This window comes from Aliirhizobium smilacinae (genome assembly GCF_006335145.1).
Classification (GTDB): Bacteria; Pseudomonadota; Alphaproteobacteria; order Rhizobiales; family Rhizobiaceae; genus Neorhizobium; species Neorhizobium smilacinae.
The window spans coordinates 379,090-402,379 of record NZ_VDMN01000004.1 but is presented as its reverse complement, the minus strand read 5'-3'; the positions used below and the strand labels follow the sequence as shown (position 1 = coordinate 402,379).

Below are 23,290 nucleotides of genomic sequence, written 5' to 3'. Positions count from 1 at the left end.
ATTGTTAAATTTACCGATCGGGAAATTTCCCTCGACAGCACGGCTAAAATGCTGCTATTTTCCCGATCGGGAAATTCAAATGGCAACACAAGTGAGAAGTCCAGCCGATATCGGCACTCTGGTGAGAGCGGCGCGCAAGGAGCAAAACTTGCGGCAGGACGAGCTTGCCGGTGTCGCGGGCGTTGGCCTGCGGTTCATTGTTGATCTCGAGGCCGGCAAGCCGACAGCGCAGATCGGAAAAGTGTTGCAAGTTCTGCAAACGCTCGGTTGTTCGATCGATATTTTGGAACCTGGTGAGCGCAGGCGATGACGACAAAGGTTCTCAATGTATGGTGGGATAGCCGTGACGTCGGCCAGCTTACCCAAGACAGACACGGCGATATCGCCTTTCAGTATGCAGATTCATGGCTTGGCGACCAGGTCACGCCGCCGCTTTCCGCGTCGTTGCCGAAGCGACCGGAACAATTCTCACGTCGTGAATGCCGCCCGTTTTTCGGGGGGCTCCTCCCTGAAGAGAGCCAGCGTCTGGTTGCAGCGCAGGCTCTGGGTGTTTCGCCAGGGAATGACTTCGCGCTTCTCGATCGCTTGGGCGGTGACGTTGCCGGCGCGCTTCAGCTGCTGCCGGAAGGTGAGTTGCCGGCTGATGTGACGGTGAATGCCGGGGCTCAGTCGACGCCACTAGATGACGCCGGGATCGTTCGAATATTGGATGCACTTCCGAACAGGCCTCTACTGGCCGGCGAGGAGGGGTTGAGACTATCTTTGGCTGGCGCGCAATCGAAGGTGCCTGTTGTGGTCATTGACGGTCGGATCGCCCTTCCATTGCCGGGGCAACCGACCACGCATATTCTGAAGCCGCCGATAGCGCGCTTTAAAGGCACGACCGAAAACGAAGCATTCGTGATGAGCCTCGCCGCCGCGATAGGCCTTGACGTCGCCCCCCGTAGAGGCAAGAATTGTGGAGGGCCGTCCATTCCTCCTGCTCGAGCGATATGATCGCGTGCGCGATGATCTCGGCATCATGCACCGTATCCACCAGGAGGATTTTTGTCAGGCGCTCGGGGTGCCGCCGGAAACCAAATATGCCAGCGAAGGCGGGCCGACCTTCAAGGATTGCTTTGAGCTGCTGCGGCGTGTTGCGGCGCGGCCGGCGATGGATATCGCGAAGCTGCTGGATGCAGCAATTTTTAATCTCATTGTCGGAAATGCCGATGCTCACGGCAAGAATTACTCGATCCTGTACGACGACCAGGGGCCGAGAATGGCACCGCTGTATGACTTGCTTTCGACGGTGGCATACCCCGACCTATCGCCGAAAATGGCGATGAGAATTGGGAAGCGAGCGACCTTGGCCGAAATGGATGCAGATGGGTGGAAAGCATTCGCGAAAGATGCCGGGATTGGTTTTGCTCTGGTTCGCCGGCGGGTTTCCGAACTATGCGGGGATGTCATGAAGCAAAGAGGTGTTGCCTCGGCGATCGTGCGGGGTGATCTAGCTGCTGCCGCAGAAGTGTCTGAATCGGTGCAGAACCGCGCTATTTTGGTGTCTCTCTCAGTCGAATAACTGTCAAGTTGAGTATACCCCAGTAGTTGCGGAACAAATTCCGCTCGATCGCCGCCTGGAGCGTTTGTCAGGGCAAGTGAGAAACTGACCCCTGGAGGTGCGGACGAAATGAAGAATTGCCCCCTCGTTTCACAACGAGGAGAGATGGATGACGAGCTTGATTTCAGCGCTTCCTGCATTGCCGCGAACGATGCAGGGCGAAGATATGCTTCAGGCAGATGAGGTGATGGCAATGTTGCGGCTTTACGAGCTTGGTTGGAGCGCCAAGCGCCTATCGAAAGAGTTTGGCTGCGCTCGCAACACGGTCCGCCGATATCTGCGGGAAGGCGGTGCAGCGCCATACAAAAAGCCGGTTTGCCGCAGCGCTTTCGATGGCTTGGATGAGTGGCTCCGCGAACGCTTTTTCCGGCATGATGGCAATGCCGATGTAATCCGGCAAGAATTGGCCATCGAGCATGGAATAACAATTGGTTTGCGCTCGGTAGAGCTTCGGGTCCGGGAATGGCGGCGCGAACTCAAAGCGCAGAAACGGGCAACCGTCCGGTTCGAGACACCGCCAGGCAGGCAATTACAGATTGATTTTGGGCAGACACGTGTCTGGATTGGCGATGAACCAATCCGGGTAAACGTCTTTGTCGCCACTCTGAGCTATTCCCGACGCATCCATATCCGTGCCTCGCTGCGAGAGGGGCAGACGGATTGGTTCGAGGGCATGGAAGGCGCGTTTCTTCGGTTCGGCGGCGTCCCCAATGAGGTTCTACTGGACAATGCGAAGGCGCTTGTCGAGCATCACGACACGGTCAGTCGGGAGGTTCGCTTCAATGCACGGCTATGGGCATTTGCGCGTTACTGGGGCTTCGTGCCACGCGCTTGCGCTCCATATCGGGCCCGGACGAAGGGAAAGGACGAACGCGGGGTCGGCTCCGTCAAGAAGAACGCTATCGCAGGTCGCCAATTTGAGAGCTGGGCGTCCTTCGAGGCACATTTGGCTCGTTGAAACGTGAAGTCGCCGATCAGCGCGACCACGGCACGACTGGTGAACCTCCAATCGAGCGCTTCGTCGGCGAGGTCGACGCCGTGCGGCCGTTGTCAGGCCGTGCGCCATTTGGACAACTGCGCGATCTCGTGCGCAAGGTGCAGGCGGACTGCGCATCGATCTCGACACCAACAGTTATTCCGTACCCTCGCGCCTCATAGGGGAGAGCGTCCAAGTTGTTGTGCTGGCGGGTCGTGTCATCGTCCGCCACGCTGGCCACATCGTAGCTGATCATGCTCTCTGCCTGGGGCGGCTCCGACTGCAAAGGAGCCTGGCAACTTAGGACAAAGCCCAGTGTGTTACGGCAAAACCGGTTCCTTCAACGCAGACGTGGCAGAATACATCGCACGAGGCGGACTGCGTTCGAAACGGCCCGCAAACTCCCCAAGGCAAACTGATCCAGAGTTGCGGCGTAAAGTGGAGCAGGCGGCCATCAACCACGCGATGTCATACTTTGAGTCTGAGGCGGGCGGTACTTGTCGCGTTGTTTCCGTTGAAAAAGACGGCGTCGGCTGGGACCTTGTGGCCGTCGATGACGAAGGCGGAGTCCTAAAAGTCGAAGTAACGGCCTTTCCGGGAAAACCTCGTAGTAGAGCTCACGCCGAACGAATATTTGAAAATGCGATCACCCGAACACAGGGCAGACAACGTCATTTATGTGGTTCCCGAAGCCCTGTCGTCCAAACCCAAGTCTTACATTTTTCGGCATGATGCGATTCTGTCGAAGGGAGCAGACCTAGTCTGGCTGACGGACAACAGCTCCAGATTGAGCTTCTCATAGCAGCTCGGCTTACCATTGCCTGATCGAAGGCTTGTCGAAGCTGACGTCTCAAAACCTTGGCTTCTGAACGCGAGTCCGGACTTATGTGCCGACGAGTCCGGACTTGTGATGGTTGAGTCCGGGTTTATGTGGCGATGAACAGAAATGGTGGGCCCGGAGGGACTCGAACCCCCAACCAAGCGGTTATGAGCCGCCGGCTCTAACCATTGAGCTACAGGCCCTGCCGGTTCCGGCAGCGGTGGGACGCAATGGTTCGTCTCACCCTGAGGCTCGCTCTAACCCAATTCTTCACCGGTCACAAGCGCTTGCCGCAATAGCTTCACAATGAACCTGCAGGTAGAATGTCGTATTGCCAACGAACCGCTTTATTCGCATCGGCCCCACGCGGCTATGCGTGACGAAAAGCGGCTTTAAAAATTAGAGAACAAGGAAAAACCGATGAAGCCAATCAGTCATTTCGCTTATGCCGCACTCCTGGTGCCCATGGTGCTTGCCGGTCCCTTGTCCAGCAATGCACTTGCACAGGAAAATCAGCAGCCGCGGGAAGCTCAGATCAATGTTTCAGGGGAAGGTGAGACGGCGGTGGTGCCGGACATGGCCATCCTGTCCCTGACGGTGTTGCAGCAGGCGGAAACGGCGGAAGCGGCGCTGACGGCCAATAATGCCGCCATGCGCAACGTGGTCGGCGCGCTGCGTGAACGCGGCGTCGAGGAGCGGGATATCCAGACGAGCCAGTTCCAGATCTTTCCGCGCCACGAGCAGACCGACGCCAAGGACGGCAATTCGCAACCGGGCAAGATCATTGGTTACCAGGTCAGCAACGCTCTGACTGTGCGGGTGCGCGATCTTTCCAAGCTTGGCGCGCTTCTTGACCAGTCGGTAAAACTTGGGGTCAACGAAGGCGGGCAGATCAGCTTTACCAACGACAATCCGGAAGCCGCACTGACCGAAGCCCGGAAAAAAGCTGTTGCCCAGGCGCTCGCCAAGGCGAAGACCTTGACGGAAGCCGCGGGCGTCAAGCTCGGCCGGATCATCGAGATGAGCGAGAACTCCGTCCGTCCGATGGCGCAGCCGATGATGCGTATGGCAATGGCAAAGGAGATGGCTGCGGATTCCGTGCCGGTTGCAGCCGGCGAGAGCACTTACTCGGTTACCGTCAACGTGACCTTCTCTCTGCAGCAATAAGATTGTTTGTTGCCAATGCCAAAATAAACAACCCGGCCAGAAAACTGGCCGGGTTGTTTTGGGATCGGGTTATCTCAGGTCGAAGGTCAAGCCTTAGCGACGGATGACGGGGCAACCGCGCTCATTGGCGAAAACAACGCGATCGCGGCCATGCCGGTCGCGGCCGACGACGACGATGGCACGGCGCGACGCATCGACGATACGGGCGCGCCTTAGGCCCATACGCTCTGCCTTATCGAGTGCGCGTCCCGGCGAGCAGCCCGGACGGTCGTTATGACGGCGCCAGTCGCGACCGCGATCATGATGCCTGTCGTTATATTGGACGTATATACCGGCGCCATTCGGGCCGAAACCTCGTTCCGAGGCTGACACCGTGGTTGCAGTGGCTGCGATGCCGCTCAGGGCGACGATTGCGGCAAGTCCGATCCTGGTGAACAAACTGGTCATGGGTGGTCCTCCGATTGAAGCTGTTTTTTGTCCGCCCTATGAGGCGATGATTGGAGATTATTCGTGACAGCCTGAACGGATGCCCAAAGCTGCGTTCAGGTTCGGTTCAGCGCTGCCATTGACCATTCCTGTCAAGCTGAAAGGTGAAGGACGATCTCGCGGCAGTGCGGCTGGTCGCGATGTTCGAAAAGATAGATGCCTTGCCATGTGCCGAGCATCAGGCGCCCGCCATTGATCGGAATGCCGATCGAGACCGCTGTCAGTGCCGCCTTGATATGGGCCGGCATGTCATCCGGTCCTTCTGCCGTATGAACGACCCAACCCATGTCCGGGTGGATCGACGGGGGAACAAGCCGGCCGAAGAATGTTTTCAGGTCTCTCTTCACGTCGGGATCGGCATTTTCCTGAATAAGCAAAGAGCATGACGTATGTCGGACAAACACCGTCAATAGACCTTGACCGACATGGTGATTGCGGATGAATGCATCGACCTCATTGGTGAATTCATAAAGGCCTTGGCCGTGCGTCGAGATCGAAAGCATCGTCTGTGGCATCAAATCCTCCTCTTCCCCGCCTGATCATCTTACCTTCGATGGCCTCAATGGGCGGGACCACCTCCAGATTTCAGATCGATCTTTCGCAAAACCAGCGCAAGCGGGATGGCGCAGGCGGAGATGATCGCCAGGACGTGGAACACGTCAATATAGGCGAGGTAACTTGCCTGTTCCTGGATCTGCCAGCCGATGAAGCCTATCGCCTGGTTTTGCGCGTCGATTGCGCTCGAACCACGTTCGACGAAGAAATTCTGCAGATTGCTGATTGTGTTGAAATAGTTCGGATCGGATGGCACGACATGTTCCACCAGCCGGCTCTGGTGCCATTGTTCCCGATGGGCCAGAACGTTGGAGGCGACCGAGACGCCGATCGATCCGCCGGTATTTCGAGCTGCGTTGATCAATGCCGATGCCTGGTCCGTCTGGTCCGCGCGCAGGCCGTAATACGAGGCGGCCGTGATCGGGATGAAGATCAGCGGCAGGCCAAGGCCGAGATAAAGCCGCGAGACGACGAAGAAACCGAAGTTGAGATCGGGGTTCAGCCGCGTCATGTCGTACATGGCAAAGGCGATGATGCCGGCGCCGATGGCGATCAGGTATTTCGGCTGGAAGATCGATGTCAGCTGCCCGACCATGAACATCATAAACATGGTCACCAGTCCGCCGGGGGAGAGTGCAAGGCCAGCCCACGTGGCCGTATAGCCGTAATTTTCCTGAAGGACCTGGGGCACGAACTGGGTCGTGGCGATCAGGATCGCGCCGATTGCGAGCATGACGATCATGCAGGATAGGAACTGCCGCTTGGCCAGCAGGCTGATGTCGATGACCGGGTTTTTCGTCGTCATCAGCCAGGGGATCGCGATGACTAATGCTATAATGCAGATCGCGGTCGCCACGATGATGAAGGTCGAATCGAACCAGTCTTCGACCTGTCCACGGTCGAGAACGAGTTCCAGTGCACCGAGGAAGGTGGCAATCAACGCGAAACCGACAAGGTCAAACCTGATCCCCTTGCGCCGCATCTCCTCGCGCTTTTCTTTCGCGTCGGTGGATTCCTGGACGAGGAAATAAACGAGCGCAAATGCGAACACGCCGACGGGGCCATTGATGAGAAAGCACCAGTGCCAGGAAAAATTGTCGGAGAGATAGCCGCCGAGCGTTGGGCCGATCACCGGCGCAACCACGACTGCCACGCCGAATATCGCAAAGGCCTGGCCTCGCTTTTGCGGCGGGAAGGCGTCGGTAAGGATGGATTGGGACACGGGTACCATACCTCCGCCGGCAAAACCCTGGATCATGCGAAAGACGAGTAGAGACGGAAGATCCCAAGCCAGTCCGCACATGACCGACGCGATGGTGAACGTGGCGAGGCAAATGAGATAGAAGCGTTTGCGGCCGTAACGCTGCGCAATGAAGCTGCTAGCGATCAGGGCGATGGCATTCGAGACGAGGTAAGTCGTAACGACCCAAGAGGCCTCGTCAGAACTGATCGCCAGTCCGCCGGAAATGTAGCGCAGGGCAACGTTGGCGATGGTGGTGTCGAGCACCTCCATGAATACGGCTACGGCAACCACGACCGCGATAAGCCATGGATTGGTCGCCCGTGCGGTACCCGGCCGGGCGCCGCCGCTCGCATCCGCAATGGCCATAATTAATTCCTCGGCCTGACGGTAACTGTCGGAACCACCGACATTCCGGGACCTATGGCCACGTTCTTCGGCCATTCATCGACGGCAATCTTCACCGGCACGCGCTGGGTAACCTTAACATAGTTGCCGGTGGCATTTTCTGCCGGCAGAAGAGAGAAGGCAGTGCCTGATCCGGGCTGTACCGAGACGACCTTTCCATGCAGTTGATGGCCCGGATAGGCGTCGATAACGAGATCGACCGGCTGACCCGGCCGCATGTCGGCAAGTTGCGTTTCCTTAAAATTTGCTGTGACCCAGATATCGTCGGGAACGAACATGGCGATTGCCTGCCCCGATTGGATGAATTGGCCCTTGGAGCCAGATAGCCGCACGACGCGGCCGGGCTGGGCCGTTGTCACCGTCGTGTAGTTGAGGTTCTGCACTGCCGTCTCGCGCTGCGCTTCGGCTTGCTTCAGGCTCGCCTCGGCGCTTGCTTTCTGGGCTTCGGCAGCATTTTTGTTTTTCACCGCGGATGTGATGCTGGCACCTGACTGGGTATAGGTCGCCTGGGCTTGCCTCAGATTTAAGTCTGCCTGCTGCGATGTCTGCAGACTTCCGGCGCCTCCGGTAACCAATTCCTTCTGGCGGGCAGCCTCATCGCGGGCGAATTGGAGGGCTGCATCGGCAGATGACTGTTGCGCACGCGCTTCGTCGATGGAGGCTTTCGCGACTTCGATCTGGGCTTGTGCGTTGATGATTGCTGCGTTTGCCGAGGCAACCTGGGCGTCTGCCTGATCGAGTGCGATCTGATAGTCACGCGGCTCGATACTGGCAATTCTGGCGCCGGCCTCCAGATGCTGGTTGTCCGTTGCGGATATTTCGGCGACATAACCCGAGACCTTGGCCGCTACCGAAAAGCTGCGGGCCTCGACAAAAGCGTCATCCGTGGTTTCGTAAGGATGAAAGAAGATCAGCCAGACGAAATAAGCAGCGCCCCCCACACCAATTAAAGCGAGAACGATGACTGCGATCCAGATCGGGTGCCGGCGAATTACAGATGGCTTGTTTTCCGCGTCACTGTCGACTGCTGGTTGACCATGAGCCTCGGCAGGTTCCTTTTCCTTGGCTTCGGAATTGTCGGTTTTGTCGGAGTTAGCGCGCTGAACTTGAGCCACGGCAGGCCTCTCGATATTGGCTTTGAGAAGTGCTGCAAACGCAGCATCCTCGCCCAAGGTTCCACCCGATTTGCTGCGACGGCTAAATCGCAACTATCTGGATAAGGAACCGGTCGCCATAGTCTCTCGATTTCTTGCGCGGCGGCGTCTTCGCCCTATCTAGATTGAACGCCTACCAAGCCAGCGAGAGAGCATGCCATTGCATCAGCAATTCCATCGGAGATTTATCGATCGGTTTATGACCTTCGAACCTATCGGTCTCATAACGTTTGCCTTGGTGGCCGGCGGCGTATTCGCTTTCCTGACACTGACAGGAGAGGTGTTAGAGGGGGACACGCATGCCTTCGACGAGGAAATTCTGCTGGCGCTGAGACAGACGACCGACCTTGCCGTGCCGATCGCGCCATCCTGGGTGACGCATGCGGTGGGCGACATTACTGCGCTCGGCGGCGTTACGGTTTTGTCGCTGATGACCCTTCTTGCTGTCGTCTACCTTCACCTGGCCCGACAGACTGCGATTGCCATCTTCATGTTTGTTTCGATCGCCGGCGGGTGGCTGGTCAGCAGCGCTCTCAAGCTCGGTGTCGCGCGGCCCCGCCCGGATATCGTGCCGCATCTTGTTGAGGTCCACGATATGAGCTTTCCGAGCGGTCATGCGATGCTTTCGGCAGTCACTTATCTGACGCTGGCCGCGCTGCTTTCCCGTGCCCAACAATACCGCGCAACACGAATATTCCTGCTGGCGACAGGGATATTCCTGACGTTCATTATCGGTTTGTCACGTCTCTATCTTGGTGTTCATTATCCGACCGACGTATTGGGCGGCTGGTGCGCGGGTGCCGTTTGGGCGGCAGGTTGCTGGCTGGTTGCGCGTCGCTTTATCGAACGGAAACCGAAAGAAGCTGTTTCCGTAAAGTGAGGTGACGAGAACGAACGATTTGCCGATGCTTTTGCTGATCAACGAAGACGAGGCAACAGTTGCCATCGTCAATGGGCTCGAGAGCAACAGGTTCGATATCCGCTTCCCGTGGAGGCAGTTGCTATGAAACTGCTTGCCGTCATGCCTTATACACTCAGCCTCGCGGTGACGCGCAGAGTGCTTCGGAAGAAGCAAACCGCTACCGGGCGAGCCTGAATTGTACGACGTCGAGGCGTCCAGTCCGGAAGCCAGCCGCGCAATATTGCAGGTAATAATGCCACATGCGGAAGAAACGTTCATCGAAACCGAGAGACATGATCCTCTGCCAGTTTTCCCTGAAGGACTTGTCCCACAGAAGCAGAGTGTGCTCGTAATCGCGGCCGAAACGGAAACTATCCTCGACAGAGAGATAAGCTTTCTGCGCCGCGTTTTCGAATGCCGGGATGCTTGGCAGCATGCCGCCCGGGAAAATATACGTCTGGATGAAATCGGCATCGCTGCGGTAATGGGCAAAACGATCCTCCGCGATCGTGATGACCTGGATGATTGCCTGTCCTGTCGGAGAAAGGAGGGATCTGACCTGATCGAAATAGGTCCGCCAGTTCTCTTCACCGACCGCTTCGAACATTTCGATGGACACAACCTTGGTAAAGGTGCCTTGGCAGTCACGGTAATCTTCAAGCCGGATATCGGCACGGTCGGAGAGACCCGCTTGCTTCAGTCGCGTTTTCGTGAATGCGGCCTGCTCCTTCGACAGAGTTAGGCCGGTCACTCGGCATCCGGTCGCGCGAATAGCTTCTTCGGCAAAACCGCCCCAGCCGCAGCCGATTTCCAGCACGTGATCGTCCTTGCCGATATGCAGCTCCTCAATGATACGCCGATACTTGGCTTTCTGCGCCTCGGCGAGGTGCGCGCGAGGTTGGGCAAAAAGGGCCGAGGAATAGGTCATCGTTTCGTCTAGCCACAGTCCGTAGAACTCATTGCCGAGATCATAATGGTAGGCGATGTTGCGGCGGCTACCCGCCTTCGAATTACGGTTCAGCCGGTGGCGCATACGGGCCAGCAACGCGGCGAAGGGGCTTGCCTTCATCATCTCGTGCCACCGCCCATCGTTGGCGATCGCCAGATCCATGACCGCGCCGAGATCCGGTGTTTCCCATTCACCTTCCAGATAGGATGTGGCGAAGCCAAGGCTGCCTCCCGCGGCCAAGCGGCGAAGAGGGCGCATGGTCCTGAATTCGATCATGGCCGTGGGGCCGCTTGTTTCTCCGAGGAAACGTGCTTTGCGTCCGCTTGGAAAAATGAGCGTCAACTGGCCTGCCGTCAGGCGATCGGCCCAGCGGCAAAGAATTTTCTCAAAGAGCGAAAAGGATTGGACCGGCATCTCAAACTTGTGATCGACATCCGACATCAGCGGATTTCCGTCCGTTGAGTGTGGGTGACGATGGTTGTCGTTCTTGGCGAGAGTGCGGGTGCATGGCGGTGAACGGGGACCCGTTTCAGCCACAGAAAAAGCGCTTCCCAGTGAATGGCGGCCGTTACCTTGAGAGTCATGAGCGGATATCTGAGAAATGCCATCGCAAGGCCGCGATCGGAGAAGGGCGCGCGCTTTCCCTGGAACATTGCGTAGAGAAACATCCCGTCTGCGTCGGATTCCTTGATCGCAATCCGCACTTTGTCCGCAGGCATGTTCACGGTGAAGTCGTATCGGCAATCCATTGACACAAAAGGCGAAACATAAAGCTCCTTGCTGCAGGAATGGCTTATCTGTGCGCTGTCGTCGGCATTTGCCGGGATTACATAGGCGTGGCGTTCGTGGAAGGTGTTGCAGACCTCATAGATCACGCCGCGCAGCTTGTCTTCCGGCCCGAAACAGAAATAGACGGTAAGGGGATTGAAGACGTAGCCGAAGATGCGGGGATAGCAGAGAACCTTCACGCGCAGGTCATTGGTCTTTATGCCGGCATCGGAGAGTTGCCCGCTGACCCAGCTCTTCAGTCCGCCGGATGTTCCCGCGCCATGGTCCTTTTCCCAAAAGCTGAACAAGCCGCGCCGGTTAACGCCGAAAAGGCGTAACGTCCGATCCATCACCGTCAGTTCATCAAGATCGAGAAGCAGGGAAAAGACGCTGTAGCGCAGGTTATGGCGTTTTGGCCTCAGCCTGGTGTGGACAACGGTGCCGGCATAGATGCTGGACGTCAAATTCATTCGGCGGCCTCGCGAAACTCTCCAATCCTGATCCTGCCGGATTCGTTTTCGACACTCCACGGGCGACGAATGCCTCCAAGCGCCTCGGCGACGGCTAGCCCCGACTGCAGGCCATCCTCGTGAAAACCACTGCCAAAATAAGCACCACAGAACCAGGTGCGGTTGATACCCTGAAGCTGCCAGAGTTCGTTCTGGGCTTTCAGGGCGCGCGTGTCGAAACGGGGGTGGGTATAATCATAGGTGCCGTGGACCAGATGCGGCAACGGTTCCCGATTGGGGTTGAGCGTGAGAAAGACAGGATTTTGTGTGTCCAGGTTCTGAAGCCTGTTCATCCAGTAGGTGACGCAGAGCTGCTGATCTCCGGTTTTTTTTGCCCCATTCATGTAATTCCAGCTCGACCAGACATTCCGGTGTCTGGGCATCAAAGCCGGGTCGCTGTGTAGAACAGCCGTGTTGCGAGTGTAGCCGAAGGCCCCAAGCAGATCCTGCTCGCTTTGATCCGCATCCGTGAGCATGTTCAGGGCCTCATCCGCGTGGGCTGCGATTACCACATCGTCAAACAGGTCCGAACGGCCGCTCGTGTCGGTAACGGTCACCCCGTTCGCAGCACGTCGGATCGAGGAGACCGAAGCGGTGAGGCGGGTCGTTCCGGCAAAATCCGCGGCGAGGCGGGTGACATATTCCCGGCTGCCACCATCGACGGTGCGCCATTGCGGCCGTCCCGACAGAAGCAGCAAGCCATGATTGACGAAAAATCGCAGGAAGGCATGCAGAGGATAATCGTGCATCTCCGCCGCCGTCGTCGACCAGATGGCGGCACCCATCGGCATCAGGTGATCGTTGATGAAGGTTGCGGAGTAGCGCGCATCACGCAGGTAGTCACCGAGCGTGATATCCTGCGTATCGGAACGGTCAAGAAGGGAGGGCGCTTCCCTGTAGAATTTGAAGACGTCGCGCAACATGGCCCAGAACCGCGGACGAAATGCGTTTCGTTTCTGGCCGAGGAGGCCCTTGAGGCCGGTACCGCTGTATTCAAAGTCGCCATCGTCCATGGACGCGGCAAAGGACATATCGGATGCAATCGTCGGCACCTGCAGATGCTCGAACAGGGCGACAAGATTAGGGTAATTGGTCTCATTATAGACGATAAAGCCGGTATCGACCGCAATTCTGCGGCCGCCAATATCAATACTTGCCGTATTGGCGTGACCGCCAAGCCGATCGGACGCTTCATAGAGAGTGACGTCGTTTCTTTTCGACAGGAGCCAAGCGCAGGAGAGGCCACTGATGCCCGATCCGATCACCGCTATCTTTTTTGCTTCCTGTCCGAAATTTTGCGTCAAAGGTGTCATCCCAGATTCCTCGCCCGTATCTGCACTTCATTACGAGTTAGGGTGCGAATCGGATCTCTCAAAAAGATGCAATGGCTATGATCCGGCGGCGTAAGCGTCTCGTAAAGCTTGCCATGAACCTGAGCATTTCTATCTCGCTTGATAAATGTCAAAAGAGGCGACCGTCAGCTTTAAGGCTGACGGGACACGCAGCGCATAGGCTCGGGATGAACAAGAAAAACTCCGGTGGTCTGATAGCCGACGATCTCGCTAAGGCTGAGATGGTGCGGCTGCTTTCCATCGTCGGACGGGAACGCAGCGTCGATGCATTTGAAGCGATATTCCGGTTCTATGCGCCGCGTATTCGCAGCTTCATGGCTGCCAAGACGAAGGATAGGCAGGCCGCTGAAGAGCTGATGCAGGAAACGATGACGGCGGTCTGGAATAAGGCCGGTCAGTTCGATCCCGCTCGCGGCAACGTATCGGCATGGATCTATACGATTGCGCGTAATGTCCGGATCGATGCCTATCGACGCAAGCGCCCGGAGTTCGACTTCAACGATCCGGCTTTCGTTGCCGACGACGTGGCACCCGCCGATCAGGAATTTCAACAACTCCAGGAAGCCCAGTTGCTACGTGGCGCAATGGCAACGTTGCCGGAAGAGCAGCTTGATGTATTGCGAAGGGCGTTCTTCGACGACGCATCGCATTCGACCATCGCACGCGATCTCGGCGTACCGCTCGGCACGGTGAAGTCGCGCATCCGGCTTGCCTTCGAGAAGCTGCGCTCCACACTGGAGGGGCGGCTATGAGCGTGAAGCATCATATCAGCGACGCCTTCCTGATAGACTACGCATCGGGAAGCCTCTCGGAAGGATGGAGCCTTGCTGTGGCGAGCCATCTTGCCCTTTGCCCCGATTGCCGCCGGCGCCTCTCTGCCATGGAAGGAGCGGCCGGAGCGCTTCTGGACAAGGCAAGCGAAAGTGGTGATGAAGACGTGGCCTGGGCTCGCTTCAAAACCCGGGCGATTGATATCAAGGCCGAGGAAATCAGGCCAAGCGCTATAACACCCAAGTCGATGGCCGTGCTTCCTGAACCGTTGCGGTCCTATCTTGGTGGGGATCTTGCTGACCTCAAGTGGCGGGCGCTTGGTCGTGGCGCCTATCAGATCCTGATCGATACGAAGGACACTGAGACGCAGGTCAGGTTGCTGCGTATTCCAGCCGGCAAGCCGGTGCCGGAGCACACGCATGAGGGGCGGGAACTGACACTCGTTTTGGCCGGCAGTTTTCACGACGGCGACGAGTTGTTTGCTCGCGGAGATATCGAGGAAGCCGACGGTGAGCTGCTCCACACGCCCACCGCGACGGACGGCGAGGATTGCATATGCCTTGCCGTCACCGAAGCGCCGCTGAAATTCTCGAGCTGGATCGTGCGGCTGATGCAACCGATCCTGAAAATCTGACAGGAGAGACAGATGACCTATGCGCTGGCCTATATAGGTACCGTCGTCGCCTTCCTCGGTCTCGATTTTCTCTGGCTCGGCACGGTTGCTACCGGTTTTTATCGCAGCCGGATCGGCAGCCTTTTGCTGGACCAGCCTAACTTTGTGGCCGCCGGGGTGTTCTATCTCTTCTACGTTGCCGGCATCGTCTATTTCGCCGTCCAGCCTGCACTTTTGTCGGGAAATTGGACGACAGCGGCTGTAGCGGGCGCAATTCTGGGCTTCATCGCCTACGGCACCTATGACATGACCAACCTGGCAACACTGAAGAACTGGTCACCGACTGTCAGTGCTGTCGATATGGCGTGGGGTACGGCGCTGACATCTTTTTCTGCCGTTGTCGGATACTTCGTGGCGCAGAAATTCTCCAGCGGGTCCTGAACGTATTAAGGGAGAGACGGGCGGCACTGTAAGATTGACGCCGTGCTCGTATTCGTTCCAGCTGGTTTCAATGCGGCCATTCAGGCAACGTTGCTTGTACCAAAAGTCTCTTCCAATAGTCGGTTGAGTTTCTGTGCGTTCAAGGGTTTGGGGAGTACAGGCAGATTTTTCAGCCTGCTCTTGAGTTCCGGCAGTTCCGCATGACTGCCGCATATGATGACCGGTACATCCCGCTCCTGTAACATCTCGATGACCGGAACCGACAATTCTCCATGCAAGTTCAGATCGACGATCGCTCCAGCCAGATCATTGCGTGGGATGGCATCTATCGCATCGGCAATCCTGCCGAAGGGGCCAACGATCTTATGGCCAGTTTGCAGGAGATGATCTTCCATATCCATTGCAAGTAGAAGATCGTCCTCCAGCAGCAGGATATTCGGACAGTCGTTCAGATAATCAGCTTCAGTCATATTACCTTTACAGTGTCATTCCTGGGCCAGGGGAGGATGACACCTGGTCCAGATAATTCAAATATGGCTTTCGTCGTACAGGACGCTTGGCTGACTAGAAAGTTCCACCTCGTCTAAAGGTTAAGATGCTTGCGCGGATCTTCATTCGATCTTTCCGGCCACTTTTCCATAAGCGCTGTCAGATCCGGATCGGGGATTTCCGGCAGCACGATTTTTATCGTTGCCAATAAGTCTCCATGTCCGCTGCCGATCTTCGTTACGCCTTTGCCCTTCAGGCGCAGCGTTGTGCCGGTATTGGTATGTGGTTTCAACGTCACGTTCAGATAGCCGCCGGGCGTGGGGACCCTTATCTTGCCGCCAAGCACTGCTTCGCGGATGGTAATGGGAATTTCCACCCGGATATCGTCGCCGTCCCGCTTGAAAAACGGATGCGGTTTGACCTTGATCTCGATGAGTGCGTCGCCATCGTGACCTTTGGCTCCACCTTTGACGCCTTTGCCGCGAAGGCGCAAAACCTGTCCATCGCGGGTGCCGGCCGGGATTTTCACATCAAGCGATGAACCGGAGCCGAGCGAAACCGGTGCGGTCGTGCCATTGATCGCGTCAAGAAAGGAGACCTCCATCGTATAGTGGGCGTCTGCGCCTTTGCGAAACTGTGCTTCGCCGAACGGAGATGCATTCGGACCGCTGCCGCCGCGCCGGGACATGAAGCTTGCGAAAATATCGTCGAAGCCGCCGAATTGCGAAAAGCCGCCTTCATCAAAAAAGGCCTCTCCGCCATTGGCTCCGGCATATTCCCGGTGCTGCTGGAAGGGCGCGCGCTCGACCCCGTTGATGTCAATCTCGCCGCGATCGAAGCGGGCACGTTTTTCCTCGTCGCTGACAATCTCGTTGGCGGCGGATATCTCCTTGAAGATTTCCTCCGCCTTTCGATCTCCCGGATTGAGGTCGGGGTGATATTTCTTGGCGAGCTTTCGAAAGGCGCTCTGGATGTCTTTCTGCGACGCATCCTGCTTCACGCCCAAAATTTCGTACGGATCCTGTCTCATCACTACCTCCAGACGCAAAACATGAACTGAAACCACAGCCGCATCGAAGAGACGAACCAATGGTTTCAGGCGGCTTTGCAGCGGTCCGACACGTCGTCGGACAAGGATACGGACGGCGCTCCGCCTTGCTTGGCGGGCACTACAGGGTCAAGCCTTCGTCGCACCATATCCTCATCAAGCAACATGGTCGGTAGAAGCTGCGGAATTCATCTTGCCGGTCCCTCACAGGCAACCAGCAACCATGAGGTGGTGTTTCCATTTGGGAACTTCAAGGCAGAGCGCTCGTTACCAATGCGCCCGTCTTGGTGGTCGGCATCGGCAGATCATGCCTTGCGGACAAAGAAGAGGAGGCGGTGCGTTCGGGTCGAAATACCACCGGATATAATGGATGCAACAAAGAGGATAGGAAAAGGAAGAATGGATATACGAAACCAGAACAAGCTCCTGGCGCGTCTTTCGCAGAACGACTTCGCGGCGCTCGAATCTGTCTTGGAACCGATCGATCTTCCTCAAGGCTTCGTGCTTTCGGCACCCGGTGAACCGCTCGAATACTGCTATTTCCCGTTCTCCGGGGTGATCTCCACGGTGGTGACGTCACCTTCCGGCAAGAGAACGGAGATCGGATTGTTGGGTCGAGAGGGAGTATCCCCTTCATCAATCGCGTTGGGGGCCGCAGACGCCCCCTATCTTGTCGTCATGCAGGTGCCGGGGCATGGTGTCCGCGTGCCTATTGCGGTGATGCGGAATATGATCGAAACATCACCTTCGCTGAAGCGCCTATTGACGCGCTGGGCGCATGTGGCAATGAGTCAAGCTGCGTTTACAGCGCTCTCGAACGCCATACACCCCGTTGATGAGAGGTTGGCGCGCTGGATTTTGATGTGTCACGATCGAGTTAATGGCGAAGCGATTGACCTGACGCACGAATTCCTGGCGATCATGCTGTCGGTACGCCGCCCTAGCGTGACGGTGGCGTTGCATGTGCTGGAAGGCAAGCAACTCATCTATTCACACCGCGGGACGATCATCGTTCGGGACCGGAAGGGACTGGAGCAATTTGCCGCAGATTCCTATGGCGGAGCGGAGCGCGAATATGAACGCATGTTCGGCATTGTCGATGATATTACGCGAAAATCAGCCTAAATGCTTGCGAGCCGGGTTCTGATGCGATCGACCATAATATCGGGGTCACCCGGCTTGCTCATCCATTCGCTGCCTTCGAAAAGGTTTTCATCCCATTCGGGAGGTTTTTCGCTGCCGGTGTAGATCATGAATGGGATGTGGCCCTGCTGAAGACGGGCGAGGACCGGCTGGCTGTCGCCATCGTCGAGATACAAATCCAGCAGGACGAAATCGGGTGCTGATTCATCCAGCCAGTTCAGTGCATCCTTGCGGGAACGCAGCGTGACGAAATTGCTCATGCCCTTTTCGGCAAGCGCTTCCTCGATGTCGAGGGAGATCAGCGGCTGGTCTTCCAGCAACAATATGAGCTTGTCTGGCAAATCGAATCTCTGGACGTACAAGATACTGATTAGATAAACGGTTTTTCGCTCTCTGTACCCCTTTGTCTGATACCGTACCGAGCTGCCTGGCCGGGTTGTGTCTCGAATTTTATAGCCATAGATGAAATCGAGCAAATCACGCGGAGACTACTCGTCCAGAGGAAGCCGAATAGGCCATGTTCTCCTTTTTAAGGGCGAGCAATGGGTGAAATTCGGCAAACGGCAGTTCGGAACAATCTGCTGCGGCTTTTGCCGACAACCAGTTTTACCGCAATCGCCATGCATCTGGAATTTGTCGAGCTGCCGCGCGGTTTCGAGCTTTCCGAGCCGCACGAGGAAGCGGATTACGCCTATTTTCCCGAAACCGGTATCGCGTCGATTGTCGCCCGGTCGCCGCAGGGGCAACATGCAGAAATCGGTATCTTCGGGCGGGACGGGATGACGCCGGCCGCCGTCGTGCTTGATGCAGGCTCCGATCCGTTTTCGATTTTCATGCAGGTTCAGGGAGATGGGTACCGGATCTCGACGGCGCTGCTCAAGCCGCTGCTCGATCAGGATGGCGAACTCAAGAGCCTGCTTGGCCGGTATGTTCAGGCACTATCGGTACAAGGCGCCTTCACGTCGCTTTCCAATGCCGTCCATCATATCGACGAACGGCTGGCACGCTGGATACTGATGTGCCACGACCGCACTGATGGCGACGAAATCAGCCTGACTCACGAATTCCTGTCGATCATGCTGGCTGTTCGCCGTCCGAGCGTTACAACCGCGCTTCATGTGCTCGAGGGGCGCAAGCTGATCTATTCTGAGCGTGGCATGATGATCGTGCGCGATCGGCAGGCGCTGGAAGAATTTGCAAAAGATGCCTATGGCGAATGCGAACGGGAATATAACAGGCTGCTTGGACCATACCACTGACCGTGGTGGCATGCGTTACTCCACTGTGCGGGGGAAAGGTACCGTGCCAACCACGGCGCCGCCTGCATCCTGAATCTCGAATACTTTCCCGTCTGTAAAGAGACCCCGTCTCAACCTGTCTGCACTGATTTCTCGCGCGGCGGCCTTCGCTTCGCAGAGCGCCGCCTCCTTGTCTTGCAGTTCGATTCCTTCCAGATCGTCGTAACGATCATTGGTAGAACGGATATTGAAATAGTATTTTGGCATGGGAATTTTCAACCTTTCCCATGCCTTACCTCTAGCGCAGCAATCGGTTCCCGAATTTTGGCGCGTCGAAGTCGTTTTTTGACGTAGCGCCCAAGGCCTGAGCCGTCAGGCACGCTCTTCCCAGAGTTTCGCCAGCTCGACGATCGTCTTCACGGCACGCTCCATATCCTGGCTGCTGACCCATTCAATCGGCGAGTGGAAGGCATGGCCGCCCGCGAAGATGTTGGGGCAGGGCAGGCCCATGAAGGAGAGCCGCGCGCCATCCGTGCCGCCGCGTATGCTGCCACGCACCGGCGACATGCCCGCCCGACGGATTGCCTCGATGGCGTTCTCGACGATATCCGGATGGTGGTCGAGCACTTCCTTCATGTTGCGGTATTGTTCGGTAATCTTGAGCGTATGGGACGAACCGGGATAATCGGCCATGACTTCGGCGATGATGGTTTCGAGCAGCTTCGCCTTTTCCTTAAGTCCTTCTGTCCTGAAGTCGCGCAGGATGAGGCTGATCTTGGCGCCTTCCATCGCGCCGGAGACAGAGGTCGGGTGGATGAAGCCGTCACGGCCTTTCGTCGTTTCCGGCGTCATGTCCTTCGGCAGCTTGGCGATGATATTTCCGGCAATGCGGATGGCATTTTCCATCTTGCCATAGGCGAAGCCGGGATGGATGGCGACGCCCCTGATGGTGATATCCGCGCTGTCGGCGGAGAACGTTTCGTCCTCGATCGTGCCAGCGGTCTCACCATCGAGCGTATAACCGAAATCGGCACCGAGCTTCTGCAGATCGACCTTTGCGACGCCGCGGGCGATTTCCTCGTCGGGGGTGAAGAGAATGCGGATCGTGCCATGCTTGATGTCGGGATTGTTCAGCAGAAATTCGGCGGCTGTCATGATTTCGGCGAGGCCCGCCTTGTCGTCTGCGCCAAGAAGCGTCGTGCCGTCAGAGGTGATGACGTCGTTGCCGATCTGGTTCTTCAGTTCGGGATGTTCGGCCATCTTGATGATGCGACTGGCGTCGCCCGGCAGCGTGATGTCGCCGCCCTGATAGTTGCGGATCACCTGCGGCCTGACGCCCGTGCCGGAAAAGTCCGGTGCCGTATCCATGTGGGCGCAGAAGCAGACGACGGGAACGTTGTTCTTGCCGGTATTGGACGGAATCGTGGCGTAGACATAACCGTACTTGTCGAGTTCGGCATCGTTGACGCCGATTGCCTGCAATTCGCTGACGAGCATCCTGCCGAGATCGAGCTGTTTTGCCGTGGATGGCTGAGTTGGCGACGAGGCGTCGGACTGGGTGTCGAGGACGACGTAACGGAGAAAACGGCTGGTGACGGTATCGGTCATGACAAAATCCATTAGGCAAAAGCGATTTCAATCCCCGACCATAGCCGTCCTGACCGCAGGCGTGAACCACCATTTCTCAGGTGCTAAGCATGTCTGAACGAAAGATCCCGCCGAAGCGGGATCTTGGGTATTGCATGGCGGAAATGTCTACTTGAACACGCCTGGCAACCAAAGCGACAAACCGGGTATATACGTAACCAGCAACAGCACGAAGATGCTCGCACCAAAGAAGGGCCAAATCGTGCGCATCGCCTCTCGTATTGTTATGCCGCCCACCGCACAACTGACGAAAAGCACAGTTCCCACTGGTGGCGTGTTCAGCCCGATACCGGCGTTCAGGATCATCACGACACCGAAATGAACCGGATCGATGCCAAAGGCTTTCACAACAGGAAGCAGGATCGGCGTGGCGATGATGACCATCGGCGCCATGTCCATGAAAGTACCAAGGACGAGCAGGATAATGTTGATCATCAGGAGCACGATGATCGGGTTATCCGAGATTGCTCCGATCGCGGCGATGATAAGCGTCTGGACCTGGAGAAAAGCCATTAGCCAGCCGAACGAGGCTGCAGTGCCGATGACCAGCAGGACCATGGCCGTCGTGCGCACCGCTCCCATCACCGCCTCTACGAAACCCGACCAATCCAGCTCCCGATAGACGAGCATGGCGACAAGAAAGGCGTAGAGCACGGCGATGCAGGAGCTCTCCGTTGCCGTGAAAACACCTGAACGCACGCCGCCGAAAATGATGGCGATCAGCAAGATGCCCGGCAGTGAGGCGAGCAGATAATAACCTACGCGCCGGAAGCCGGGAAAGGCATCGGCGGGATAACCGCGTTTCACCGCTACCCACCAGGCGGTGAACATCAGCGCAGCTGCCAGAAGCAGGCCGGGAATGATACCGGCGGTGAAGAGATCGGCGACCGAGACATTGCCGCCGGCGGCGATCGAATAGAGGATCATGTTGTGCGACGGCGGGATCATCAGGGCGATGATGGCGGCATTGGCTGTGACGTTTACCGCATAATCCCGGTCATAACCACGCTGGGCCATTTGTGGGATCATCAGACCGCCGACGGCCGAGGCGTCGGCAACCGCGGAACCAGATATACCGCCGAACAGCGTCGAGGCGACGACATTGACCTGACCAAGGCCGCCCCGCATGTGTCCGACCAGGCCCGCAGCAAAGCGGATAAGTCGCGCCGCGATGCCGCCGCGGACCATGAGGTCGCCGGCAAAGATGAAGAACGGGATCGCCATCATGGCGAATACGTTCATTCCGGAGTTCAGTTGTTGGAAAACGACGATCGGTGGAAGCCCGAGATAAAGCACGGTCGCGAAAGAGGAGATGCCGAGGCAGAACGCAATCGGCATGCCTATGATCATCAGGAAAGTGAAGGAGGCGAAGAGGATCGTATAGGCCATTATGCGGCCTCCTGGACAAGCACGTCGGCGGCGATTTCCTCACCGATTGCGACGTCGATGAAGCGTTCAAGGGAAAAGATTGCGATCATCGCACCACCGACGATCATCGGGAAAAAATCGGTGCCGCCCGGCCAACCGAGGACGGGGATGCGGGCCGTCCATGTGCCGGCAGCCAGCAAGGTCGAATAATAAGCCATGCCGATGCCGAAGAGCACGATCAGCCCGAGGCTGAGAAGGTCCATCGCTTTCTGAATGTTATGCGGCATGACGTAACGCACGATGTCGAGGCCGAGATGGACGCTTTCGCGTACACCGACTGCGGCGCCCAACATGATGAACCAGGCCATCAGATGGAGCGACAAAGGCTCCGACCAGCTTGGACTGTCGTTCAGGATATAACGGCTGAAGACCTGCCAGCCAACGATCAGCGTCATGGCGATCATGCCGATACCTGCGATCCAGAGTGACAAGCGGCTGACTACACCCAGCGCGGGTTTTATCGCCTGCATGAATTTTCGCATTGTGCTGTTCCTCCTCCCGGATTCTGTGCCGGATATGCGAAAGCCGGCCTCAGAAACGAGACCGGCTTTCATTCGCTTGACTACTGAACGGCCTGGATCTCGCTCAGAAGCTGCTTCATGCTCGCGTCGGTGACGAATTTGTCGTAGACCGGCTTCATCGCGGCGGAGAATTCCTCCTTGTCGACGTTGATGACCTTGACGCCTCCGGCGCGGACCTTTTCTTCCGAGGTCTTTTCGCGGGCGGTCCAGAGTTCGCGCATCTTGACGACGGAATCCTTAGCCGCCTGACGAACAATCTTCTGGTCGTCCGGCGTCAGCTTGTCCCAGGAGACCTTGGACATGACAAGGATTTCCGGGTTCATCGAATGCTGGGTGAGCGTATAGTTCTTCGCCACTTCGTAGTGACGAGCGGACTCATAGGAAGGCCAGTTGTTTTCCGCGCCGTCGACCACGCCGGTCTCAAGCGAGGAATAGACTTCGCCCATCGGCATCGGCGTCGGGTTGGCGCCGAAGGCCTGCATCATGGCGATCCAGAGGTCGGACTGCTGGACGCGGATCTTCAGACCCTTGAGGTCGGCCAGTTTTTCGACCGGCTTTTTCGTCGTGTAGAAGGAGCGGGCGCCTGAATCGTAGTAGGCGAGGCCGATCAGGCCGTGCGGTTCGAAGGCCGCAAGGATCTTGTCGCCGATCGGGCCGTCAACAACCTTGTGCATATGGTCTGTCGAGCGAAACAGGAAGGGCAGGCCGAGAACGACCGTTTCCGGGATCAGGTTGTTGAAGGGGGCTGCGTTGACGCGATTAAGGTCGATGACGCCGAAACGTGTCTGCTCGATCGTGTCTTTTTCGCCGCCGAGAACCGAGTTGTTCATCACCTGGATGGCGATGCGGCCGCCGGTGCGTTCCTTGACCAGGTCGCCCATATATTTGACCGCGTCCACCGTCGGATAACCGTCCGGATGGATATCGGCCGAGCGCAGGGTGACTTCCTGCGCATGGGCGGATGGAATGACTGTCGTTGCGGCAAGGGCAAGCGTTAGCGCCAGCCCGAGAGCTTTCGTGATTTTCATGTTTTCCTCCTCCAAAGAAACCGGCACCTCCACGC

23 protein-coding genes, 1 tRNA gene and 2 pseudogenes are annotated in these 23,290 nt (G+C 57.2%); 10 read left to right on the top strand and 16 right to left on the bottom strand.

Annotation, left to right across the window (positions count from 1 at the left end):
• Positions 1-79: 79 nt before the first annotated feature.
• From FHP24_RS19840 to istA, 3 genes and pseudogenes are all read left to right on the top strand, one after another.
• Complete coding sequence (locus FHP24_RS19840) at positions 80-310, top strand: helix-turn-helix transcriptional regulator (RefSeq protein ID WP_139677952.1); 231 nt, start codon at positions 80-82, stop codon at positions 308-310.
• A pseudogene (locus tag FHP24_RS19835) lies at positions 307-1,438 on the top strand (HipA domain-containing protein); the annotation flags it as partial. The gene FHP24_RS19840 and the pseudogene FHP24_RS19835, both read left to right, overlap by 4 nt.
• A 274-nt stretch (positions 1,439-1,712) precedes the next feature.
• A pseudogene (gene istA / locus FHP24_RS19830) lies at positions 1,713-2,853 on the top strand (IS21 family transposase); the annotation flags it as partial.
• 673 nt (positions 2,854-3,526) lie between these two features.
• On the opposite strand, the gene FHP24_RS19825 reads toward istA, so the two are convergent.
• Positions 3,527-3,602: transfer RNA gene (locus tag FHP24_RS19825), tRNA-Ile, on the bottom strand.
• A 217-nt stretch (positions 3,603-3,819) separates the two neighbouring features.
• On the opposite strand from FHP24_RS19825, the gene FHP24_RS19820 reads away from it, so the two are divergent.
• A complete protein-coding gene (locus tag FHP24_RS19820) occupies positions 3,820-4,566 on the top strand; it encodes an SIMPL domain-containing protein (protein ID WP_139677951.1) in 747 nt (248 codons plus the stop codon).
• A gap of 93 nt (positions 4,567-4,659) precedes the next feature.
• Here the strand turns inward: FHP24_RS19820 and FHP24_RS19815 are convergent, their stop codons facing one another.
• From FHP24_RS19815 to FHP24_RS19800, 4 genes are all read right to left on the bottom strand, one after another.
• Positions 4,660-5,013, bottom strand: coding sequence for a hypothetical protein (locus FHP24_RS19815; protein ID WP_139677950.1), 354 nt, complete (start codon positions 5,011-5,013; stop codon positions 4,660-4,662).
• A 131-nt stretch (positions 5,014-5,144) separates the two neighbouring features.
• Positions 5,145-5,567, bottom strand: coding sequence for a secondary thiamine-phosphate synthase enzyme YjbQ (locus tag FHP24_RS19810; RefSeq protein ID WP_139677949.1), 423 nt, complete (start codon positions 5,565-5,567; stop codon positions 5,145-5,147).
• 44 nt (positions 5,568-5,611) lie between these two features.
• The gene (locus FHP24_RS19805) at positions 5,612-7,216 is read right to left on the bottom strand and encodes a DHA2 family efflux MFS transporter permease subunit (protein WP_139677948.1); all 1,605 of its coding nucleotides are present in this window, start codon (positions 7,214-7,216) and stop codon (positions 5,612-5,614) included.
• Between the two features lie 2 nt (positions 7,217-7,218).
• The gene (locus FHP24_RS19800) at positions 7,219-8,427 is read right to left on the bottom strand and encodes an HlyD family secretion protein (RefSeq protein ID WP_246091846.1); all 1,209 of its coding nucleotides are present in this window, start codon (positions 8,425-8,427) and stop codon (positions 7,219-7,221) included.
• Positions 8,428-8,569: 142 nt separating this feature from the next.
• Between FHP24_RS19800 and FHP24_RS19795 the strand changes: the two genes are divergently transcribed.
• Positions 8,570-9,289, top strand: a complete 720-nt coding sequence (locus FHP24_RS19795) for a phosphatase PAP2 family protein (RefSeq protein WP_394344652.1) — start codon at positions 8,570-8,572, stop codon at positions 9,287-9,289.
• Positions 9,290-9,488: 199 nt separating this feature from the next.
• Here the strand turns inward: FHP24_RS19795 and FHP24_RS19790 are convergent, their stop codons facing one another.
• Genes FHP24_RS19790 through FHP24_RS19780 form a run of 3 tightly spaced genes read right to left on the bottom strand, consistent with a single transcriptional unit; the run spans position 9,489 to position 12,849 of the window.
• Entirely contained in the window at positions 9,489-10,700 is a 1,212-nt protein-coding gene (locus FHP24_RS19790; RefSeq protein ID WP_139677946.1) for an SAM-dependent methyltransferase, read from the bottom strand.
• Entirely contained in the window at positions 10,700-11,497 is a 798-nt protein-coding gene (locus FHP24_RS19785) for a DUF1365 domain-containing protein (protein ID WP_139677945.1), read from the bottom strand. Before FHP24_RS19785 ends, FHP24_RS19790 begins: the two co-directional genes overlap by 1 nt.
• The gene (locus tag FHP24_RS19780) at positions 11,494-12,849 is read right to left on the bottom strand and encodes an NAD(P)/FAD-dependent oxidoreductase (RefSeq protein WP_139677944.1); all 1,356 of its coding nucleotides are present in this window, start codon (positions 12,847-12,849) and stop codon (positions 11,494-11,496) included. Before FHP24_RS19780 ends, FHP24_RS19785 begins: the two co-directional genes overlap by 4 nt.
• A 206-nt stretch (positions 12,850-13,055) precedes the next feature.
• Here FHP24_RS19780 and FHP24_RS19775 point away from each other — a divergent pair, with 206 nt between their 5' ends.
• Genes FHP24_RS19775 through FHP24_RS19765 form a run of 3 tightly spaced genes read left to right on the top strand, consistent with a single transcriptional unit; the run spans position 13,056 to position 14,713 of the window.
• Positions 13,056-13,640: a sigma-70 family RNA polymerase sigma factor gene (locus FHP24_RS19775; protein WP_246091843.1), complete on the top strand. Its 585-nt coding sequence runs from the start codon at positions 13,056-13,058 to the stop codon at positions 13,638-13,640.
• On the top strand, positions 13,637-14,293 hold the full coding sequence (locus FHP24_RS19770) for a ChrR family anti-sigma-E factor (RefSeq protein ID WP_139677943.1): 657 nt from the start codon (positions 13,637-13,639) through the stop codon (positions 14,291-14,293). Before FHP24_RS19775 ends, FHP24_RS19770 begins: the two co-directional genes overlap by 4 nt.
• A 12-nt stretch (positions 14,294-14,305) precedes the next feature.
• On the top strand, positions 14,306-14,713 hold the full coding sequence (locus tag FHP24_RS19765) for a DUF2177 family protein (protein WP_139677942.1): 408 nt from the start codon (positions 14,306-14,308) through the stop codon (positions 14,711-14,713).
• Positions 14,714-14,793: 80 nt separating this feature from the next.
• Here FHP24_RS19765 and FHP24_RS19760 read toward each other — a convergent pair whose 3' ends face one another.
• Positions 14,794-15,183, bottom strand: a complete 390-nt coding sequence (locus FHP24_RS19760) for a response regulator (RefSeq protein ID WP_139677941.1) — start codon at positions 15,181-15,183, stop codon at positions 14,794-14,796.
• A 113-nt stretch (positions 15,184-15,296) separates the two neighbouring features.
• Positions 15,297-16,232 (bottom strand): DnaJ C-terminal domain-containing protein, encoded by a 936-nt coding sequence (locus FHP24_RS19755; protein WP_139677940.1) that lies wholly within the window; start codon positions 16,230-16,232, stop codon positions 15,297-15,299.
• Positions 16,233-16,649: 417 nt separating this feature from the next.
• On the opposite strand from FHP24_RS19755, the gene FHP24_RS19750 reads away from it, so the two are divergent.
• Positions 16,650-17,375, top strand: coding sequence for a Crp/Fnr family transcriptional regulator (locus tag FHP24_RS19750; RefSeq protein WP_139677939.1), 726 nt, complete (start codon positions 16,650-16,652; stop codon positions 17,373-17,375).
• Here FHP24_RS19750 and FHP24_RS19745 read toward each other — a convergent pair.
• Complete coding sequence (locus tag FHP24_RS19745; protein ID WP_180356060.1) at positions 17,372-17,734, bottom strand: response regulator; 363 nt, start codon at positions 17,732-17,734, stop codon at positions 17,372-17,374. The two genes, FHP24_RS19750 and FHP24_RS19745, sit on opposite strands and share 4 nt — an antisense overlap.
• A gap of 201 nt (positions 17,735-17,935) precedes the next feature.
• Here FHP24_RS19745 and FHP24_RS19740 point away from each other — a divergent pair, with 201 nt between their 5' ends.
• Entirely contained in the window at positions 17,936-18,652 is a 717-nt protein-coding gene (locus FHP24_RS19740; RefSeq protein ID WP_139677937.1) for a Crp/Fnr family transcriptional regulator, read from the top strand.
• Positions 18,653-18,667: 15 nt separating this feature from the next.
• On the opposite strand, the gene FHP24_RS19735 is transcribed toward FHP24_RS19740, so the two are convergent.
• The 5 genes from FHP24_RS19735 to FHP24_RS19715 all read right to left on the bottom strand — a co-directional run bounded on the left by FHP24_RS19735 (position 18,668) and on the right by FHP24_RS19715 (position 23,255).
• Positions 18,668-18,898, bottom strand: a complete 231-nt coding sequence (locus FHP24_RS19735) for a DUF6894 family protein (RefSeq protein WP_139677936.1) — start codon at positions 18,896-18,898, stop codon at positions 18,668-18,670.
• 105 nt (positions 18,899-19,003) lie between these two features.
• The gene (gene pepT, locus FHP24_RS19730; protein ID WP_139677935.1) at positions 19,004-20,239 is read right to left on the bottom strand and encodes a peptidase T; all 1,236 of its coding nucleotides are present in this window, start codon (positions 20,237-20,239) and stop codon (positions 19,004-19,006) included.
• A 147-nt stretch (positions 20,240-20,386) separates the two neighbouring features.
• Positions 20,387-21,667 (bottom strand): TRAP transporter large permease, encoded by a 1,281-nt coding sequence (locus FHP24_RS19725; RefSeq protein WP_139677934.1) that lies wholly within the window; start codon positions 21,665-21,667, stop codon positions 20,387-20,389.
• Complete coding sequence (locus FHP24_RS19720; RefSeq protein WP_139677933.1) at positions 21,667-22,188, bottom strand: TRAP transporter small permease; 522 nt, start codon at positions 22,186-22,188, stop codon at positions 21,667-21,669. The genes FHP24_RS19725 and FHP24_RS19720 overlap by 1 nt, the downstream gene beginning before the upstream one ends.
• 80 nt (positions 22,189-22,268) lie before the next feature.
• Positions 22,269-23,255: a TRAP transporter substrate-binding protein gene (locus FHP24_RS19715; RefSeq protein WP_139677932.1), complete on the bottom strand. Its 987-nt coding sequence runs from the start codon at positions 23,253-23,255 to the stop codon at positions 22,269-22,271.
• Positions 23,256-23,290 lie beyond the last annotated feature (35 nt).

Coding starts and splice junctions, on each gene's coding strand:
- FHP24_RS19840 (WP_139677952.1), top strand. CDS start 80: ATGGCAACACAAGTGAGAAGTCCAGCCGATATCGGCACTCTGGTGAGA.
- FHP24_RS19820 (WP_139677951.1), top strand. CDS start 3,820: ATGAAGCCAATCAGTCATTTCGCTTATGCCGCACTCCTGGTGCCCATG.
- FHP24_RS19815 (WP_139677950.1), bottom strand. CDS start 5,013: ATGACCAGTTTGTTCACCAGGATCGGACTTGCCGCAATCGTCGCCCTG.
- FHP24_RS19810 (WP_139677949.1), bottom strand. CDS start 5,567: ATGCCACAGACGATGCTTTCGATCTCGACGCACGGCCAAGGCCTTTAT.
- FHP24_RS19805 (WP_139677948.1), bottom strand. CDS start 7,216: ATGGCCATTGCGGATGCGAGCGGCGGCGCCCGGCCGGGTACCGCACGG.
- FHP24_RS19790 (WP_139677946.1), bottom strand. CDS start 10,700: ATGTCGGATGTCGATCACAAGTTTGAGATGCCGGTCCAATCCTTTTCG.
- FHP24_RS19785 (WP_139677945.1), bottom strand. CDS start 11,497: ATGAATTTGACGTCCAGCATCTATGCCGGCACCGTTGTCCACACCAGG.
- FHP24_RS19780 (WP_139677944.1), bottom strand. CDS start 12,849: ATGACACCTTTGACGCAAAATTTCGGACAGGAAGCAAAAAAGATAGCG.
- FHP24_RS19775 (WP_246091843.1), top strand. CDS start 13,056: ATGAACAAGAAAAACTCCGGTGGTCTGATAGCCGACGATCTCGCTAAG.
- FHP24_RS19770 (WP_139677943.1), top strand. CDS start 13,637: ATGAGCGTGAAGCATCATATCAGCGACGCCTTCCTGATAGACTACGCA.
- FHP24_RS19765 (WP_139677942.1), top strand. CDS start 14,306: ATGACCTATGCGCTGGCCTATATAGGTACCGTCGTCGCCTTCCTCGGT.
- FHP24_RS19760 (WP_139677941.1), bottom strand. CDS start 15,183: ATGACTGAAGCTGATTATCTGAACGACTGTCCGAATATCCTGCTGCTG.
- FHP24_RS19755 (WP_139677940.1), bottom strand. CDS start 16,232: ATGAGACAGGATCCGTACGAAATTTTGGGCGTGAAGCAGGATGCGTCG.
- FHP24_RS19750 (WP_139677939.1), top strand. CDS start 16,650: ATGGATATACGAAACCAGAACAAGCTCCTGGCGCGTCTTTCGCAGAAC.
- FHP24_RS19740 (WP_139677937.1), top strand. CDS start 17,936: ATGGGTGAAATTCGGCAAACGGCAGTTCGGAACAATCTGCTGCGGCTT.
- FHP24_RS19735 (WP_139677936.1), bottom strand. CDS start 18,898: ATGCCAAAATACTATTTCAATATCCGTTCTACCAATGATCGTTACGAC.
- pepT (WP_139677935.1), bottom strand. CDS start 20,239: ATGACCGATACCGTCACCAGCCGTTTTCTCCGTTACGTCGTCCTCGAC.
- FHP24_RS19725 (WP_139677934.1), bottom strand. CDS start 21,667: ATGGCCTATACGATCCTCTTCGCCTCCTTCACTTTCCTGATGATCATA.
- FHP24_RS19720 (WP_139677933.1), bottom strand. CDS start 22,188: ATGCGAAAATTCATGCAGGCGATAAAACCCGCGCTGGGTGTAGTCAGC.
- FHP24_RS19715 (WP_139677932.1), bottom strand. CDS start 23,255: ATGAAAATCACGAAAGCTCTCGGGCTGGCGCTAACGCTTGCCCTTGCC.